The following is a 16,371-nucleotide window of genomic DNA, read 5'->3' on the forward strand; positions in this document are numbered from 1 at the left end:
ATCAATGGTGATTCCTGATAGCCCCAACGGTTCACTCACTACGTCGGCAGACCGTCACGAAGGGGGCTGTAAAACGTTCGGTGTAACTCCCGAGCATGGAAGATGCATCGATGACCAGCAACAATGTGACCGGGGCCGAGCCCGTCGAGCCGTCTGAGACGACCCCGTCGAAGTCTGTGGACGACCGGCTCGCCGCGAGTGAGATGACCATCTCGTCGACGCCGGTCAGACGCTTCTGCCGCTTCTTGACGATCTTCGGTTCAAAGGAGCCGTCGCGGTCGCGGGGCACGGTGATCTCCACCGGGCCGACATCGGTCAGTACGGTCTTGGCGCGGGTGCCGTTGCGGGAGTTGCCGCCGTTCTTCCCCGCCGGATCGTGCTTGTCATAGCCGAGGTGATCGGTGATCTCACCCTCAAGAGCGGACTCCAGGAGCCGCTTCGTCAGCTGCTGGAGCTGCCCGCCTTCGCCGGTCAGTTGCAGGCCCTCGGCCTGAGCCCGGCCCACCAGCTCGTCGATCAGCCGCCGCTCTCGCGCCGACCCTCGCCGAAGCGATGAAGACTGCCTCCACCAAGGCGTTCGTGATGCTGGACGGCACGCTGCTGCCGATCGACCGGACAGCGGCCGACCGGCCCTTCTACTCCGGGAAACACAAGAAACACGGCATGAACGTGCAGGTCATCACCGATCCGATGGGGCGACTGCTGTGGGCCTCGCCCGCCCTGCCCGGCACCGTCCACGACATCAAGGTCGCCCGCACCCACGGCATCCTCGACGCCCTGACCGAAGCCGGCCTCGAATGCTTCGCCGACAAGGGCTACCGCGGCGCCGGCGGCACCATACGACTGCCCTACGGGGGCCGCTGGGATGAGGAGCCGGAAGGTGTGCTCCACGTCGAAGCGGCGGAGAAAGGAGCGCCAGCACCGGTCAACGTCCTTCGTGGCGGCACCGGTGCCCGACCACCACAGCCAGACGGGCTTGTTCACCCCGCCGCTGGGCAGCTTCTCGACCGACAGGCGGATCACAGTGCCCTCGATGATCGGCAGCGGGCCCTCGTGGTCACCCCATGCCGCCCGGCGGGGCAGCCGGGGATGCAGCCGGTCCCAGGCCAGCGCGGTCGCAGTCCCGTATCGGTCGGTGTTCGTGACGGTGACCGCGTCCGGCTCGCCCCAGGTCTCGCGGCGGCCGAAGACGAACTCGCCGCCGTGTTTGGGCGGGCGGCCACCCTGCGGCGGGCAGATCCATGGCACCGGAACGGGCTTGCGCATCACCCGGTCCGAGCGGAGCCGGCCCAGCACCTCGACAGGCAGGTCGTTGAGGAGGTGAGCGATACGGGGTGCGTCGTATCCGGCATCGAGCACGACCAGGACGTCCAGATCGCACTCCTGCCACTGGCCGGCTTCCACGAGACGTTCAATGACGGCACGGACCTGGTGGGCGGTGACTGCGGCCAGGTCGGCGCCGGGCTCCAGCCGGATCGCGTCGAGCAGCGCGGTCCACGACGTGCGGCCGGTCTCCAGGGCGGCAACGATCGAGTAGGGCCAGCCGGGGACCATCTGGTGCTTGCCCAGGCCGCGGCCGAAGGTGTGGCAGAAGGAGCGGTCCGAGCAGGTGTCGGCGTCCGGCCGCAGCCACGGGGAGACGTCCACGGCCAACACCAGCCGGCCGTCGCTCGCCCGGGGCAACGGCACACCTGCCAGCGCGCGACGAAGCCGGGCGACGTCGATCCGGCCCCGGTTGATCCCGGAGTACAGGGCTCCGTGCCCGCGCCGGTGTTCCGGCGCGAGCGCCAGGTCCACGAGGGTGCGGACCGGTCCGTCGGTGCACAGCAACGCGTCGCACAAGTCAAACAGGGCATCCGACCGCGCTGTCAGGCACGCGTACAGCTCCGATCGGAACCCCGACACCATCGCGAACGCATCTCGTTGGACGCTGTGCTCGACCAGTCCCACGATCCCGGCCTCCGTACTCAATCAACCCTGAGCACAGGATCGGGGCCGCCTCTCGCACGTCCGGTGAACCGGGGAAACCCGAACAAGTTCGAGCTCAGTTCGACGCAGGTGGATAAACGGCAAGCTAGGAACCTGTTTCTGATCCCCGGGCCGTGGCTGCGCGCCGTGGCTGCGCGGGTGTCAGCAGCGCGGCGAGCCGGTGGGTCTCCGCGAGGTAGCGGTCGTAGGGGAAGCCGGCCTGCAGGAGGACGGTGCGGAGTTCTTCCTCCAGGGGCTTGCCCTCGGCCAGGAAGGCCGCCTGGCCCGTCGGGGTGAGGGTGACCAGGCGTCGGCGCCGGTGGGCGGGGTCGACCCTGACTGTCACGTACCCCTGCGCCTCCAGTGGGCGCAGGGAGCGGCTGATGGCGGGGTCGGACAGGGTCAGCGCCTCGGCGAGCTGGTGCTGGGTGGCGGGTTGGATCTCCTCAAGAGTGCCCAGCAGCCGCAGTTGACTGTGGGAAAGGCGCTGGTTCGGGTCGGAGCGGCGCCGGCTCGCCTCGCCCATCAGCATGACCACGCGGTACAGGAGCTCTGCCAGTCCTTCGTCCATACGTCCACCCTAGCGGACACTTGCAGCGTTAATATTAACCATGCAACACTCAATTTCATGGACAACCTCCCTTACGCCGTTCGGACCACGTTTCCGCTTCTCTTCATGCTGGTACCCGCTCTCGGGGCGCTGCTGAGCTGCCGTCGCCGCAGCCCGGGCCGGTCGGCGGCGGAGATCTGGCAGCGCTGGTGGGCGGTCGGCGCCCTCGGCATCGGAAGCCTGTGGATCACGATCTCGTTCCTGGCGATCCCGAAGGGCATGGCCGACGCCATCGGCTTCGCCACCTCGCCGTTCCAGTTCGAGATCGCCTTCGCCAACCTCGGCCTCGCCGTGCTGGGCTTCCGTGGCGCGTCCGCGTCGCCCCGCGAGCGCCTCACGAGCGGGCTGGCGGCCGCCGCGTTCCTGTGGGGAGCCACGATCGGCCACGTCTACCAATGGTTCGCCAACGGCGACCACGCCGCCGGGAACACGGGCGGCATCCTGGCCAATGACGTTCTCATTCCCGCCGTCATGATCGCCCTGGCCGCCCGGGACGTCCGCCGCACCGGCTCGGACCACCGCCAGCAGCCGGACGATGGACGATAAGCTAAGCGGCGCCCTCCGGAACCGCACCGTGCCGCCGGCCCTCGATCGACTCGATGCGCGCGGCCTGGTCGTCGGTGAGCACGTCGCAGACCCAGTCCCAGTGCAGCGCCACCCGGTCGCCGGGGGACACCCCGGCGATCAGCGACCTGCCGCCGGTCGACCAGCGGACCTGCTCCCGCCGGGGCGGCGCCGGTACGAACACCTTCCCGTCCCAGCTCAGCGGACGGGACTCCACGGTCGCCGACTCACCGTCGACGCCGACGACCACGCCCGTACGGATACGGCACTGGTCGAGCACCGACAGCGCGACCGGGCTGCCGCCTGCGCGCAGCAGGGCCGCCCACGGGTACACGTCGAACACCTGGAAGCTGTGGTGGGGGACGGCCCGGTGCGCCGCCTCCCGCCAGGTGCCGCCCGGCTGCCCCCGGAACCGGTCGAGGAGGCGGTCCACCAGCGCCCCGGAGTCGGCCAGGTCCAGCAGCTCGTTGCCGATCCAGTACGCCTCCACCACCCGGACGTCGAGCGGATCCGGGATGCCCGCGGACTCCGCCAGGAATTCGAGATAGCACCAGGCACCCTCGAACTGCCGGGCCCGCTCCTCCATCCCGGCCACCGCGCCGGGGTGCAGCAGCGCCGCGGCGTCGTCCGGACCGCAGTAGCCGAGTTCGTTGGGGGGATAGGCGTATCGCGCGAACAGCAGCGCGCCCTCGGCGCTCATTCAGCAGATCCGGGGCAGCTGCTCGCCGATCGGCAGCCCGACCACCCGGCTGCCGCCGAGCCCGGTCCTGGCCACCACCATCCCGGCGTGGTCCGGGACGCAGGTGCCGATCCGGCAGGCCGAGCGGCCCAGGGGGTGGGCGCGGAGCGCCGCGAGGACCTGGTCGGCGCTCTCACCGGGAACCACCGCGATCAGCTTGCCCTCGTTGGCCACCTGCAGCGGGTCGAGCCCCAGCAGACTGCACGCGTCGTGCACCGTCTCCGGGACCGGCAACTCCCGCTCCACCAGCTCGATACCGACATCCGAAGCACGGGCGATCTCGTTCAGTGAGGCCGCGACACCGCCACGGGTCGGGTCCCGCAGTACATGCAGATCCGCACCTGTGGCGATCATGTCGGCGACGAGACCGTGCAGCGCTGCCGTGTCGCTCTCGACGGTCGTGCCGAACTCAAGCCCGTCCCGGCAGCTCATCACCGCCACCCCGTGCACGCCGATGTCACCGCTGACGAGCACCGCGTCACCGGGGCGCGCACGGCGCGGGCCGATGTCGACGCCGTCGGGCACCACACCGATCCCGGAGGTGTTGATGAAGACGCCGTCACCGCTGGCGCTGTCGACGACCTTGGTGTCCCCGGTGACCAGCTGAACCCCCGCGGACCGCGCCGCAGCTCCCAACGCCTCGGCGATTCGGCCGAGTTCATCGAGCGCGGTCCCCTCCTGGAGGATAAAGGCCGTCGAGAGGAACAGCGGGACCGCGCCCGACATCGCGAGGTCGTTCACCGTCCCGTTCACGGCCAGATCGCCGATCGACCCGCCGGGGAAGAACATCGGCTTCACCACATAGGAGTCGGTGGAGAAGGCGAGCCGGGGGCCGCCACCGACCGACAGCACGGCGGAGTCGCCCAGTTCGGCCGCGGCCGCCGCGCCGTACGCGGGCAGGAACAGATGCTCGATCAACTCGCCCGACATCGCGCCGCCGCCCCCGTGGCCCATCACCACGGACGGCGTCTCGCCCAGCGGGACCGGACAGACCCAGCTCTCGAAGTCGAGCTCGGCGGGGGACTGCATCGCTTCGGTCACTTGGCTTCGACCAGTTCCAGTCGGCGGTATGTGTGGTAGGCGGCGCAGGCGCCCTCGGATGACACCATCGTGGCGCCCAGCGGGTTGCGCGGGGTGCACTCCTTGCCGAAGGCCGCGCACTCATGCGGTTTGATCAGGCCCTGGAGAACCTCTCCCGACCGGCACAGGGCCGACTCGGCCGTATGGATACCGGTCACGTCGAAGCGCTGCTCCGCGTCGAACTCGGCGTAACCGGGCGCCAGCCGCCAGCCGCTGCGCGGGATCATTCCGATGCCGCGCCACGTCCGGTCGGTCACCTCGAAGACATCCCGCAGCATCTCCATGGCGGGCAGGTTGCCCTCCTCGCGTACGGCGCGGGGGTAGGCGTTCTCCACTTCGTGGCGGCCCTCTTCGAGCTGGACGACCGTGCGCCGGATGCCTTCGAGGATGTCCAGCGGCTCGAAGCCGGTGACGACGATCGGCACCCGGTACTTCTCCGCCAGCGGTGGGTACTCCGCCGTGCCCATCACGCTGCACACGTGCCCGGCGGCCAGGAAGGCCTGCACCCGGCAGGTGGCGGACTCCATGATCGCCGAGATCGCGGGCGGCACCAGGACATGGGAGACCAGCAGGGAGAAGTTCCGTACCCCCAGGCGCTTGGCCTGGTACACGGTCATGGCGTTGGCCGGGGCCGTGGTCTCGAAGCCGATCCCGAAGAAGACGACCTCCCGGTCCGGGTTCTCCCGGGCCAGCTTCAGCGCGTCGAGCGGCGAGTACACCACCCGGACGTCGCCTCCGGCGCTCTTCACCGAGAACAGGTCCTGGCTGCTGCCCGGCACCCGGAGCATGTCACCGAACGAGCAGAAGATGACCCCGGGCCTGGCCGCGATGGCGAGCGCCCGGTCGATGATCTCCAGCGGGGTGACACAGACCGGGCAGCCCGGTCCGTGGATCAGCTCGACGCCGTCGGGCAGCAGCTGGTCGATGCCGTGCCGGATGATCGAATGGGTCTGGCCGCCGCAGACCTCCATCATGGCCCACGGCCGAGTGGTCGCCGCGTGGATCTGTTCGAGCAGCCTCTTGGCCGACTCGGGGTTGCTGAACTCGTCGAGATACTTCACCGGCCGACTCCTTCGGGGAACTCCTGCTGCCCGGCCCGTGCGGCGAGTTCGAAACCGTCTCCGAACTCCTCCTCCAGGATGCCGAGCCTGTCGAAATCGGCCAGCGTCCGCCGGGCCGACTCCTCGTCGAGCCGCTGAATGGCGAACCCGACATGTACGACGACGTACTCACCGGCCGTCACATCCGGGATGTACTGGAGGCACACCTCTTTGCGCACCCCGCCGAAGTCGACATCGGCCATCAACGTGCCGTCGACCTCGGCGGTACTGAGGACGCGCCCCGGAACTGCCAGACACATGGTCCCTCTTCTCTGTGGATCCCCGTGGATCCCGTGGATCTGTACGGATGGCTTGGCACGGATGACCTGGCGCGGATGATCTGGCGCGGATGACCTGGCGTACGAGGGTCAGCCCGACGCGGCGATCAGGAGTTGCCCCAGAGCGATTCCCCCGTCGTTCGGGGGCAGGAGTCTCGGCCGCAGCACCCTGAAGTCCGCTGCTTCCAGGCCGTGTTGGACCGCCCCGAGCAGTACGGCGTTCTGGAAGACGCCACCGCCGAGAGCCACCACCCCGAGCCCCGTGCGGGCGCGTGCGAGCTCGGCGAGGGAGACCGTCAGGGCGGCGACGCAGGCGTGGAACCGCGCCGCGATCAGCTCGGCCGGCACCCCGGCCCGTACGTCCGAGACCACCGCGCGCACGACCGGCCCCGGGTCGGCGACGAGAGGCTGCCCGTCCACCGCTTCCCGGATCCCGAAGGAGTACCGGCCGTCCGCACCCGCTCCGTCCGGCCCGGCCGACCTGGCCAGCCCTTCGAGGCCGATCGCGGCCTCGGCCTCGTACTCCACCTCGTGCCGGACCCCGGCCAGCGAGGCCACGGCGTCGAAGAGCCTGCCCATGCTGGACGTCGGCACACAGCCGAACCCGGTACCGAACTGATGGGCCAGCACGTCCCGTTCCCTCGGCGGGCACGCCCGTACGGACGGCAGCCCCTCGTCCCAGGCGACCCCGGCCGCACGGAGGTGGGCCAGCGCCATCCGGTACGGCCGCAGCACACTCGCGTCGCCGCCCGCCAGCGGTACGTACCCCAGGTGCGCCGCCCGCTCGAACGACTTGTAGCCGGCGATCAGCACCTCGCCGCCCCACGCGGCCCCGTCCGTACCGGCGCCCGTGCCGTCGAAGGCGACACCGATCACACTCTCGTCCGCCCCGATGCCGTGCTCGCCCATGACCGAGGCGACATGGGCGTGGTGGTGCTGCACCCGCCGCACCGGCCGGGACCCCGAGTGCGCCACGGCCCAGGCGCCCGACCGGTAGCCGGGGTGCAGATCGGCCACCAGCTGAGCGGGCTCGACCCCGGTGATCCGCTCCAGCTGCCGCTCGGTCCTGGTCAGCGCGTCGGCCGTGGCGAGGTCGTCCATGTCGCCGATGTGCTGGCTGACCCAGGCGTACCGCCCGTCGCCGAGCGCGCAGGTGTTCTTGAGATCCGCGCCGACCGCGAGGAGCGGTGGTACCTCGAAGGGCAGCGCCAACGGCAGCGGGGCGTACCCGCGGGACCGGCGCAGCGGAAGCTCCGCGCCCGCCACGAAACGGCTGACCGAGTCGTCGCAGGGCACCTCGATCCGCCGGTCGTGCCGCAGCCAGGCATCGGCCAGCGGCGCAAGACCGGTGAGGGCCGCGGCGTCGTCGGTGACGATCGGCTCACCCGCCAGGTTGGCCGAGGTCATCACCAGCGCGTCGGGGCCCGGCCGGTCGTCCCCGATACCGAAGAGCAGGACGTGCAGAGGCGTGTACGGGAGCATCAGACCCAGATCCGGGCTGCCCGGCGCCACCGACGAGGAGACCCCGGCCCCCTCCGGCGTCCCGCGCCGCGGCAGGAGCACGATCGGCCTGCGGACCCCGGTCAGCAGCCGCTCCTCGTCGCCGGTCAGCGTCACCAGTTCCGCCGCCACAGCGGTGTCCGCGACCATCACCGCGAAGGGCTTCCCACCGCGCCGCTTGCGCCGCCGCAGCTCGGCCACCGCCGTGTCGTTGCGGGCGTCACACGCGAGGTGGTAGCCGCCGAGCCCCTTCACCGCGACGATCCGGCCATCGGCCAGCAGCTCCCGGGCTCCCCGCAACGCGTCCTCGCCGCTCGCCGCCGGCGCCCCGTCCTTGCGGACCAGTTCGAGAGCGGGCCCGCACGCGTGGCAGGCGACCGGCTGGGCGTGGAAGCGGCGGTCGCCCGGATCGCCGTACTCCGCCCGGCAGTCGGCGCACATCTCGAACGCGGCCATCGTGGTGGCCGCCCGGTCGTACGGCACACCGGTGACGATGGTGAACCGGGGGCCGCAGTGGGTGCAGGTGATGAAGGGATGGCGGTAGCGGCGGTTCGCCGGATCGCGCATCTCGGCCAGGCACTCCCGGCACGTCGCGACATCCGGCGAGACCAGAGTGCGGGCGGGCCCCTCGCCACGGGACTCCCCGATGGTGAACTCCGTCCCGCCCAGGGGCGACAGGTCCGACTCGTGGACGGACTCGACCACGGCGAGCACCGGCGCGTCCGTCCGCAGCCTCCTGCCGAATTCGGCCACCGCCGCTGCGCCGCCCTCGACTTCGGCGACCACACCGGAGCCGGTGTTCACCACCGTTCCGCTGAGGGCGAGTTCGCGCGCGCTGACGTAGACGAAGGGCCGGAAGCCGACCCCCTGGACCACACCGTGCACCTTGAAGCGCCGCCGCAGCCGGTGCTCAGCGGGTGCACCGGGCGCAGACTCGGCGGGCGTCGCCTCACCGGGAGTCGCTTCACCGGGCGCGGGTTCCTCGTCGCGGGCGCGGCCCATCATCTCCAGGCCGGAGAGCGCCTCCCCGGCCTTCGCCGCGTCGATGACCTCCAGCGCGAAGCCCATATGGAGAAGCACCCAGTCGCCGTCGGCCGGAGGAGAGTCGAGCATCCCGACATTGATGCGCCGCCGCGCGCCCTCGACATCGACGAGCGCGAGCTGACCGGCATATCCGTCGACGAGCTCCACGACCCGGCCCGGAATGCCAAGGCACATGATCAGGACCTCCTGGTCGGGGCGGGCTCGGCGGGCAGCAGCCGGTCCACCAGAATCCGTACGGCGTCCATGGCCGCGGGCACCGCCGCGAGGACCGCGCGGCTGAGCCCGATGCCCTCACCGACGTCGGCGGGGGTGCAGCCCACGACGTAGGTGGACGGAAGGGTACCGCCCAGTTGTTCCAGATTTGCCAGCACTGCTACCGGATTCATGCCATGTGCGTCGAATTCACCCGAACCGAGGTCGTCAGGACCCACTTCGAGTACGGTCACCTCGCCGGGCGGCCCCCCGCCCGGGCAGGCGTCGACCAGCACCAGCGCGTCGTACCCGTCCAGCAGGTCGTACGCGAGGTGCATGCCCCGGATTCCGTAGTCCACGACGCGGACGCCGGGCGGCAGTGAGCCCGCGCCGGTGAGTGCGCGGACCACCTCGGGGCCGAAGCCGTCGTCGCTCAGGAAGAGGTTGCCGACCCCGGCGATCAGGACGCGATCCGTCACCGGCGCCACGTCCCGGCTGCTGCGGGGCCGGGCGCCGGGGCCGACGCCGCGCTCACATCGAACGCATTCGCAGATACCGGCGGATGTCCGGGATCGACTGGACTCCCACGGCCACAGCGGCTGCCACCAGAACTGCGCCCGCGACTGCGGTGATCACGCCAAGGGTCTTCACGATGGGCTCTCCTCTCGGTTTTCGAGGGTGGTCCCGACGGGCAGGGGCTCCAGCTCGTCGGGGGCGAAATAGAAGTAACGGCCGTACCAGTCGTGCATGTCCGCCGCCGGATCGTCGACGAGGACCAGGGCGACATGCGTCCCGCCGTCGACGTCCGAGAGCACCGCGGTCACCCGCGCCACCTGACCGGCGAAGAAGAGGTCCTGGGCGTCCGCGCGGCGCGAGGGGTGCACCCGCACCAGGCTGCCCTGCGAGACGCTGACGCCGTTGATCACCACCGCGTCGGACGACGGACGCACGGCCGCGTCCGAAGCGGGGTCCCACCAGGGCGCGCCGCCGGTGTCGAACCCGGGCGGCTCACTGTCCCGGAGGTCGGCGTTCAGCGGTGGCAGCGAGCCGGGCACCGCTGCCGCGTGCGGTTCGCGCAGCAGACCGTGCAACTGCTGGAGATCCGCGGCGGACATGGCGTCGCAGCGTTCGATGATCTCCCTGGCCCGTGGGTCGGTGGCCCGCGCCTCTGCCTTCTCCTGCTCGGTCATGGTCATGACCCGCAAGGTCAGGATCTCGTCGATCTCGGTGGAGTCGAAGAGGGCACCCGGGCTCTGTTCGGCCACCTCCGGGTAGTCGTAGAGGATGATCGGCGCGCCCAGGACGGTGTCCGCCGAGCCCTCGGCACCGGCCAGCACCGGCCAGCATCTGCGCTGCCGGCAGCGGGCGGCGGCGGCTACCGCGTGCTCCGGCGGTTCGAGCAGCGAGACGAACGCGCCGCCGTGCGCCCGCAGGATCAGATGCGCTCCGATCAGCGAGCTGCGGATCGCCTCGTCCTTGGATCCGGGCGTCCCCGGGTGCTCGTTGACCACGGCGAGGGACAGCCGGAGCAGACCGTCGTCGGCGGTGGCGCCCACCCGGATCCGGAGGTCCAGCGGAAGCCGGCGCCGTACGATCCGGCCGACCGGTGCGCCGTCCGCGTCCGTCAGCTGCTCCCTCTCCTCGCCGCCGGGCACCGTGCGCCGCACATCGGCCGGCTCCGTGAGGGAGAGCGCGGGCAGCACGATCTCCTGCTCGACCGCCTCCTCCCAGCTCAGCACCTGGGCGCCGTCGACGGTCAGTTCGGCGACCGGGGTGTGGCCGCCGTCCGCCTCGCGCCGCTGCACCTCACGCACCTGCACCTGGAGGAAGCGCAGATGAACCGTGACCGCGGTGGGCGACCCGTCCGGGGCCAGCAGGCACTCCATCGCCATGTCCGGCTCCTCGCCGAAGCAGGCGGGCGCCGCGGACGGCGGCCCCAGCACCCCGAACTGCCAGCGTGACTGGTTCTTGTGGGAGCTGGCCCGGTACGGGTACAGCAGATACCCCTCGTACAGCACCGCGTCGGCGACCGTACGGACGTGGTCCAGGCTCGGGGCGTTCACGGGGGTCACTGGACCACCTCTCCGGTCTCGGCCAGCAGGGTGCGGACCGTCTCTTCCCAGCTGATCAGCCCGTGCCGGGCGCGGAAGCCGGCGAACTCGGTGATGACGTCGTGGTCGAGCCTGATCCACCCGGCGTTCGGGTAGTGGGCGGCGATCATCTCCCGCCATACCGCGACGGGCATCGGATGACGGGCCTCGCAGTCCCAGGGCACCTGCCGTACGCCGAAGCCGGCGCTGCCCTTGGTGAAGACGGTGCCCGAGAAGAGCAGGGTGAGCGGGACCGCGCCCTCGCCGAGTGCGTGCAGATACCGCGAGCCGGTCACGTCGAAGTCATAGGTGCAGGGCAGCGCGAGGTCGACCTCGGTGGCGCCGGTGAACCCCTGGACCGTGGTGTTGCACTGCATCCAGAGGAACGGCCGCAGGGTGTCCGCCCACCGGGACCGCTCCCCGAACAGCCCGCGCAGGCCCTCCTCCTCGGCCTTGTCGTACGAACGGCGCTGCGGTTCGATACGGACCTGGCACTGCAGGACGATCGCGTGGATCCGCTCGCCGCTGCTCTCCTCGATCCGCAGCCGGGCCGTCAACTGGGGCGCCGCAGCGTACCGTTCGGCCACCACATCGAGCACCGAGAAGTCCAGTACGGAGAAGTCCGTGCCGCTCACGAGACCCCCTCCGCCGGGACGGTCCTGCTGCGGTCCCGCACCTGGTCGAAGAAGGCGTCCATCGCCGCGTGCGCCTCACGGCCGCCGTCGAAGCCGCGCCACAGCGTCCGCAGCCGGCCGACCAGCTCGTAGCAGGCGTCGACCGGGACCAGATGGCACGAGCCGTCGCCGGTGCCGGGCCGGCGGATCAGCAGCGCCTCCACGTCGGGACGCAGCACCGCGAGCGCGGGCGCCGACGCGACGATGGAGTCCCAGGCTTCCAGCGGAAGTTCGGACTCGGTGGCGCCCGCGGGCCCGGGGTAGAACGCGACCGTGCGGCCCTGCACCGAGTTGCGGAAGAGGAACGCCAGACCCACCGGGATCTGGAGTTCGTCCCAGGCCCGTGCGTCCAGCGGCACTCCGTCGAAGCGGAGATACCGTTCCGGCACCGCCCGGTAGCGCTGTCGCGCGTCCTCCTCGGTGAAGAGGAGATAGCAGGCGCGGCAGCTGCACATCAGCGCGCGGCTCTCCAGGTTCACCACGTGCGAGTGCTCGGGGGCGACCGGCTCCGCGCACATCTCGCAGCGTTCCCCGGCCGCCGGCTGCGGACGGTTGCGGGTGATCCGCCGCAGCGCGGACACCGGGGTCGCCGTCCGGCCCGGGGCGCTCACGCGGAGACCGGGGCGGGCACCGCGACGGAGACCGTCGGGCCGTCCACGAGCAGGGGCAGCGGGTCCAGATGCAGCCCGTCGGCGTCGAGGCAGGCACCGGCCCGCCGTACGTCGTAGTGCGCACGGCAGCCGGGGCACCGCAGCACGGCGTCAGCAGCCCCGCCGCCCAGCCGCCGGGCCAGTGCGGCGCCCTCCAGGGACCGGTCGCACCGGGCACACCAGTCACGGAAGGCGAACAGGTCGGCGCCGATCCGGCAGGCCAGTACCGGGACCGCGCCCGCGGTGAAGTGCCGTACGCCACCGGGCTCCAGGGCCTCCAGTCCGGGCACGGCCTCCCAGGACGAACCGCCGTCGCCGGGAGCCGACGCCGCCTCGTGGAGCCGGGAGAACAGCGAGTCCACCGTGACCAGCGGTCCGGGTTCCCCCGTCCCGTCCTCGGCGGGTGCCTCCACCTCGATCCCGGTGATCTCCGGGGCCGCGGCCTCGACGGCGCTCTGCACGGCCAGCTTGAGGGTGGCCGACGACGAGGGGCACCCGTCGCAGCTGCCGAGCAGCCGCAGGGTGACGACCCCGTCCGCCGTGACGCCCAGCAGTTCCACATCGCCGCCGTGCGAACCCAGATACGGCCGGACGCTCTCCAGCGCCTCCTCGACCCTGGTCTCCACGCCGTACGGGTGCAGCCCGTGCACCAGCAGCAGACTGGCCACCAGATCGTCGGCCGCCAGGGCCGCCAGCACCTCGTCGTCCAGCCGGCCCTGCTCGTGCACCAGGTCGAGCAGCCGTTCGAGCCCGGCGCCGTAGAAGTCCGTGACGAGCCGGACCAGTTCCTCGCTCCGCTCGCGGGCCACGGCGCCGCCCGCCGCGCTGGCGGCGATCAGCATGTCGATGCGGTCGCCGGTGGCCCGCCAGTCGGTGGGCCCGGACGCGGTCTCCTCCGCCATCACTCGCTGCCCGCGGACTGGGTGGGGGAGTGCAGCAGTTCCAGCTTCTTGCCCTCGCCGAGATACATGTGCACTCCGCAGGGGAGACAGGGGTCGAAGCTGCGCACCGTGCGCATGATGTCGATCCCCTTGAAGTGCTCCCGGTCGTTCTCCTCGAAGATCGGCTGGCCCTGCACCGCGTCCTCGTACGGCCCCGGCGTACCGAAGGTGTCGCGGGGGCTCGCGTTCCAGGGGGTCGGCGGGTACGGGTGGTAGTTGGCGATCTTGCCGTCCCGGATCACCATGTGGTGCGAGAGCACACCGCGCACCGCCTCGGTGAAGCCGCAGCCGACGCCCTCCTCCGGTACCTCGAACTTCTCCCAGGTCTTCGTCCGGCCAGCCCGGATCTCCACGAGCGCCTTCTCCGCGAAGTGCAGCGCGCAGGCGGCCGCGTACGCCTGGAAGTAGGTGCGCGCCCGGTTGCGCTCGATCGTGTTGCTCCACTTCGGGACGTGCCACTCCAGCTCGACCGGGCCCTTGAGCGCGGTCTTCGGGAGGTTGATCTTGACGCTGTTCCCGGTGGACTGGACGTACCCGATGTCGACGAGCCCGGCCAGCGCGGTGGTCCACAGCCGGGCCAGCGGGCCGCCGCCGGTGTCGAGGGCGAGATAGTCCTTGCCGTCGAACCAGCGTGGCGACATGACCCAGCTGTACTTGTCGTCCAGATCCCGCTTCTGCGGCTGCGGGTTGGTGTGCTGGTTCCACGGGTGCCTGCGGTCGACCGGGTTTCCGAGCGGGTCGTGGGTCACGAACATCTCCTGCTCCTCCCAGTCGCCGTAGTACGACGAGCCGAGGAGGATCCGGATGCCCAGGTTGATCTTCACCAGGTCGGTGGTGACCAGCTTCCCGTCCACGACCACACCGGGGGTGACGTACATCTTCCGTCCCCACTCGGTCATGTCCTGGTACTTGAAGTTGCAGTACTCCGGGTCCTGGAACGAGCCCCAGCAGCCCAGCAGGATGCGCCGGTTGCCGACCTGCTCGTAGCCGGGCAGCGCCTCGTAGAAGAAGTCGAAGAGGTCGTCGTGCATCGGCACGACCTTCTTCATGAACTCGACGTAGCGCTGGAGCCGGGTGATGTAGTCCGTCATCAGCTGCACGGTCGCCACGGTGCCCACGCCGCCCGGGTAGAGCGTGGAGGGGTGTACGTGCCTGCCCTCCATGAGGCAGAACATCTCCCGGGTCATCCGGCTGACCTGGAGCGCCTCGCGGTAGAACTCACCGGTGAAGGGGTTCAGCGAGCGCATGATGTCGCCGATGGTCTTGTACCCGTGGTCCTCGGCGTGCGGTGACGGGGTGCGGTTGGCCTGCTCCAGCACGCCCGGGTTGGTCTCCGCCACCATCTTCTCGCAGTAGTCCACCCCGACCAGGTTCTCCTGGAAGATGTTGTGGTCGAACATGTACTCCGCGGCCTCGCCGAGGTTGACGATCCACTCACCGATGTGCGGCGGCTTCACCCCGTACGCCATGTTCTGCGCATAGCAGGAACACGTGGCGTGGTTGTCTCCGCAGATACCGCAGATGCGGCTGGTGATGAAGTGCGCGTCGCGCGGGTCCTTGCCCTTCATGAAGACCGAGTAGCCGCGGAAGATGGAGCTGGTGCTGTGGCACTCGGCCACCACCTTCTGCTTGAAATCGATCTTCGTGTAGATGCCCAGGCTGCCGACGATGCGGGTGATGGGGTCCCACGCCATCTCGACAAGGCCGTCCTTGCCCTGTTTCCCGCTGCCACCCCTGCGTTGCGTCGCGGTCATTGCGCCGCCTCATCTTTCTGTCCGTTGCGGTCGGTTACCAGTTGCGGGTGGCGCCGGTCGTGAGAGTCCTGCCGGGCCTGCGCCACTTCGGCTCCTGGTCCAGCGTGTGAGTGGTCATATGGCGCAGCCGGCGCATGGTCGCGCCGTACAGTCCGACCGCGTTCGACGAGAGTTTCCCGCCGGGCGGCTCATCCATGAACGGCATGAACTTGTCCGGGAATCCCGGCATGGTGCAGCCGATGCAGATTCCGCCGACGTTGGGGCAGCCGCCGATACCGTTCATCCAGCCGCGCTTCGGCACATTGCACTTGACCGTGGGTCCCCAGCAGCCGAGTTTGACAATGCACTTCGGCGATCCGTATTCGGTGGCGAAATCACCCTGCTCGTAGTAGCCGGCCCTGTCGCACCCCTCATGGACCGTCTGTCCGAACAGCCAGGAAGGGCGCAGCGCGTCATCGAGCGGAATCATCGGGGCCTGATCGGTGGCCATGTAGAGCAGATAGGTCAGTGTCTCGGACAGGTTGTCCGGCTGGATCGGGCATCCGGGGACGCACACGATCGGAATTCCCGCCTTGGACTTCCAGTCCCAGCCCAGGTAGTCGGGCACTCCCATCGCACCTGTCGGGTTGCCCGACATGGCATGGATACCGCCGTAGGTCGCGCAGGTCCCGACCGCGACGATCGCGGTGGCCTTCGGCGCCAGCCGGTCGATCCACTCGCTGGTGGTCATCGGCTGTCCGGTGGCGGGGTCGTTGCCGAAGCCGCACCAGTAGCCCTCGTCGTGCAACTGCTCGTTGGGGATCGACCCCTCCACGACCAGGACGAACGGCTCCAGCTCTCCTCGGTCGGCCTTGAAGAACCACTCAAGGAAGTCGTCGGCGCCGCCGGTCGGCCCGCACTCGAAGTCGATGAGCGGCCAGTGCACCGCGACCTGGGGGAGGCCGGGCAGGGCGCCGAGCGCGATCTCCTCGATGCTGGGCTGAGTGGCCGCCGTCAGGGCCACGGAATCGCCGTCACAACTGAGTCCGGCATTGATCCAGAGAACGTGGATCAGCGTCTCTTCTGCCTTTACCGCTGCTTCTGTCGGCATAGCACTGCCGCCTTCCGGGGCCGGCGTTCCCATTCCCAGATGGCACTGGACCGGGGCGCCTGGCTCATGAGTGTGTTTTCGCTCACATTGCTACCAT

Annotated in this window: 15 protein-coding genes and 3 pseudogenes; 2 read left to right on the top strand and 16 right to left on the bottom strand. The window is 70.2% G+C overall.

The genetic code is table 11. From position 1 onward, the window contains the following. Positions 1-175 precede the first annotated feature (175 nt). A pseudogene (locus OHB13_RS29070) lies at positions 176-520 on the bottom strand (transposase); the annotation flags it as partial. A 2-nt stretch (positions 521-522) separates the two neighbouring features. On the opposite strand from OHB13_RS29070, the pseudogene OHB13_RS29075 reads away from it, so the two are divergent. After that, a pseudogene (locus tag OHB13_RS29075) lies at positions 523-867 on the top strand (transposase family protein); the annotation flags it as partial. Here OHB13_RS29075 and OHB13_RS29080 read toward each other — a convergent pair. Both OHB13_RS29080 and OHB13_RS29085 read right to left on the bottom strand, forming a co-directional pair. Next, positions 868-1,908, bottom strand: a pseudogene (locus OHB13_RS29080) (transposase); the annotation flags it as partial. Between the two features lie 166 nt (positions 1,909-2,074). Next, positions 2,075-2,539, bottom strand: a complete 465-nt coding sequence (locus OHB13_RS29085) for a MarR family winged helix-turn-helix transcriptional regulator (protein WP_328379019.1) — start codon at positions 2,537-2,539, stop codon at positions 2,075-2,077. Between the two features lie 57 nt (positions 2,540-2,596). Between OHB13_RS29085 and OHB13_RS29090 the strand changes: the two genes are divergently transcribed. Next, entirely contained in the window at positions 2,597-3,124 is a 528-nt protein-coding gene (locus tag OHB13_RS29090; protein ID WP_328379020.1) for a DUF6790 family protein, read from the top strand. A gap of 1 nt (position 3,125) precedes the next feature. On the opposite strand, the gene OHB13_RS29095 is transcribed toward OHB13_RS29090, so the two are convergent. From OHB13_RS29095 to OHB13_RS29150, 13 genes are all read right to left on the bottom strand, one after another. Then, entirely contained in the window at positions 3,126-3,842 is a 717-nt protein-coding gene (locus OHB13_RS29095; protein WP_328379021.1) for a DUF6390 family protein, read from the bottom strand. After that, the gene (hypE, locus tag OHB13_RS29100; protein WP_328380416.1) at positions 3,843-4,910 is read right to left on the bottom strand and encodes a hydrogenase expression/formation protein HypE; all 1,068 of its coding nucleotides are present in this window, start codon (positions 4,908-4,910) and stop codon (positions 3,843-3,845) included. It abuts the gene before it with no gap. Positions 4,911-4,918: 8 nt separating this feature from the next. Further along, a complete protein-coding gene (gene hypD / locus OHB13_RS29105) occupies positions 4,919-6,022 on the bottom strand; it encodes a hydrogenase formation protein HypD (RefSeq protein WP_328379022.1) in 1,104 nt (367 codons plus the stop codon). Continuing rightward, complete coding sequence (locus OHB13_RS29110; protein ID WP_266852026.1) at positions 6,019-6,321, bottom strand: HypC/HybG/HupF family hydrogenase formation chaperone; 303 nt, start codon at positions 6,319-6,321, stop codon at positions 6,019-6,021. The genes hypD and OHB13_RS29110 overlap by 4 nt, the downstream gene beginning before the upstream one ends. 108 nt (positions 6,322-6,429) lie before the next feature. Further along, positions 6,430-9,057: a carbamoyltransferase HypF gene (hypF, locus tag OHB13_RS29115; protein ID WP_328379023.1), complete on the bottom strand. Its 2,628-nt coding sequence runs from the start codon at positions 9,055-9,057 to the stop codon at positions 6,430-6,432. A 2-nt stretch (positions 9,058-9,059) separates the two neighbouring features. Next, the gene (locus OHB13_RS29120) at positions 9,060-9,554 is read right to left on the bottom strand and encodes a hydrogenase maturation protease (protein ID WP_328379024.1); all 495 of its coding nucleotides are present in this window, start codon (positions 9,552-9,554) and stop codon (positions 9,060-9,062) included. A gap of 52 nt (positions 9,555-9,606) precedes the next feature. Next, on the bottom strand, positions 9,607-9,726 hold the full coding sequence (locus tag OHB13_RS38810; protein WP_371534969.1) for a DUF6893 family small protein: 120 nt from the start codon (positions 9,724-9,726) through the stop codon (positions 9,607-9,609). Then, positions 9,723-11,138, bottom strand: coding sequence for a hypothetical protein (locus OHB13_RS29125; RefSeq protein WP_328379025.1), 1,416 nt, complete (start codon positions 11,136-11,138; stop codon positions 9,723-9,725). The genes OHB13_RS38810 and OHB13_RS29125 overlap by 4 nt, the downstream gene beginning before the upstream one ends. Positions 11,139-11,143: 5 nt before the next feature. Then, the gene (locus tag OHB13_RS29130) at positions 11,144-11,800 is read right to left on the bottom strand and encodes a DUF6084 family protein (RefSeq protein ID WP_328379026.1); all 657 of its coding nucleotides are present in this window, start codon (positions 11,798-11,800) and stop codon (positions 11,144-11,146) included. Beyond that, complete coding sequence (locus OHB13_RS29135; protein WP_266852017.1) at positions 11,797-12,450, bottom strand: DUF5947 family protein; 654 nt, start codon at positions 12,448-12,450, stop codon at positions 11,797-11,799. Before OHB13_RS29135 ends, OHB13_RS29130 begins: the two co-directional genes overlap by 4 nt. Then, positions 12,447-13,391: a NifU family protein gene (locus OHB13_RS29140; RefSeq protein WP_328379027.1), complete on the bottom strand. Its 945-nt coding sequence runs from the start codon at positions 13,389-13,391 to the stop codon at positions 12,447-12,449. Before OHB13_RS29140 ends, OHB13_RS29135 begins: the two co-directional genes overlap by 4 nt. Further along, complete coding sequence (locus tag OHB13_RS29145; protein WP_266852013.1) at positions 13,391-15,184, bottom strand: nickel-dependent hydrogenase large subunit; 1,794 nt, start codon at positions 15,182-15,184, stop codon at positions 13,391-13,393. Before OHB13_RS29145 ends, OHB13_RS29140 begins: the two co-directional genes overlap by 1 nt. Before the next feature lie 34 nt (positions 15,185-15,218). Then, entirely contained in the window at positions 15,219-16,274 is a 1,056-nt protein-coding gene (locus tag OHB13_RS29150; RefSeq protein WP_266852012.1) for a hydrogenase expression protein HypE, read from the bottom strand. Positions 16,275-16,371: the final 97 nt, after the last annotated feature.

It is taken from the genome of Streptomyces sp. NBC_00440, assembly GCF_036014215.1.
Taxonomy (GTDB): Bacteria; Actinomycetota; Actinomycetes; order Streptomycetales; family Streptomycetaceae; genus Streptomyces.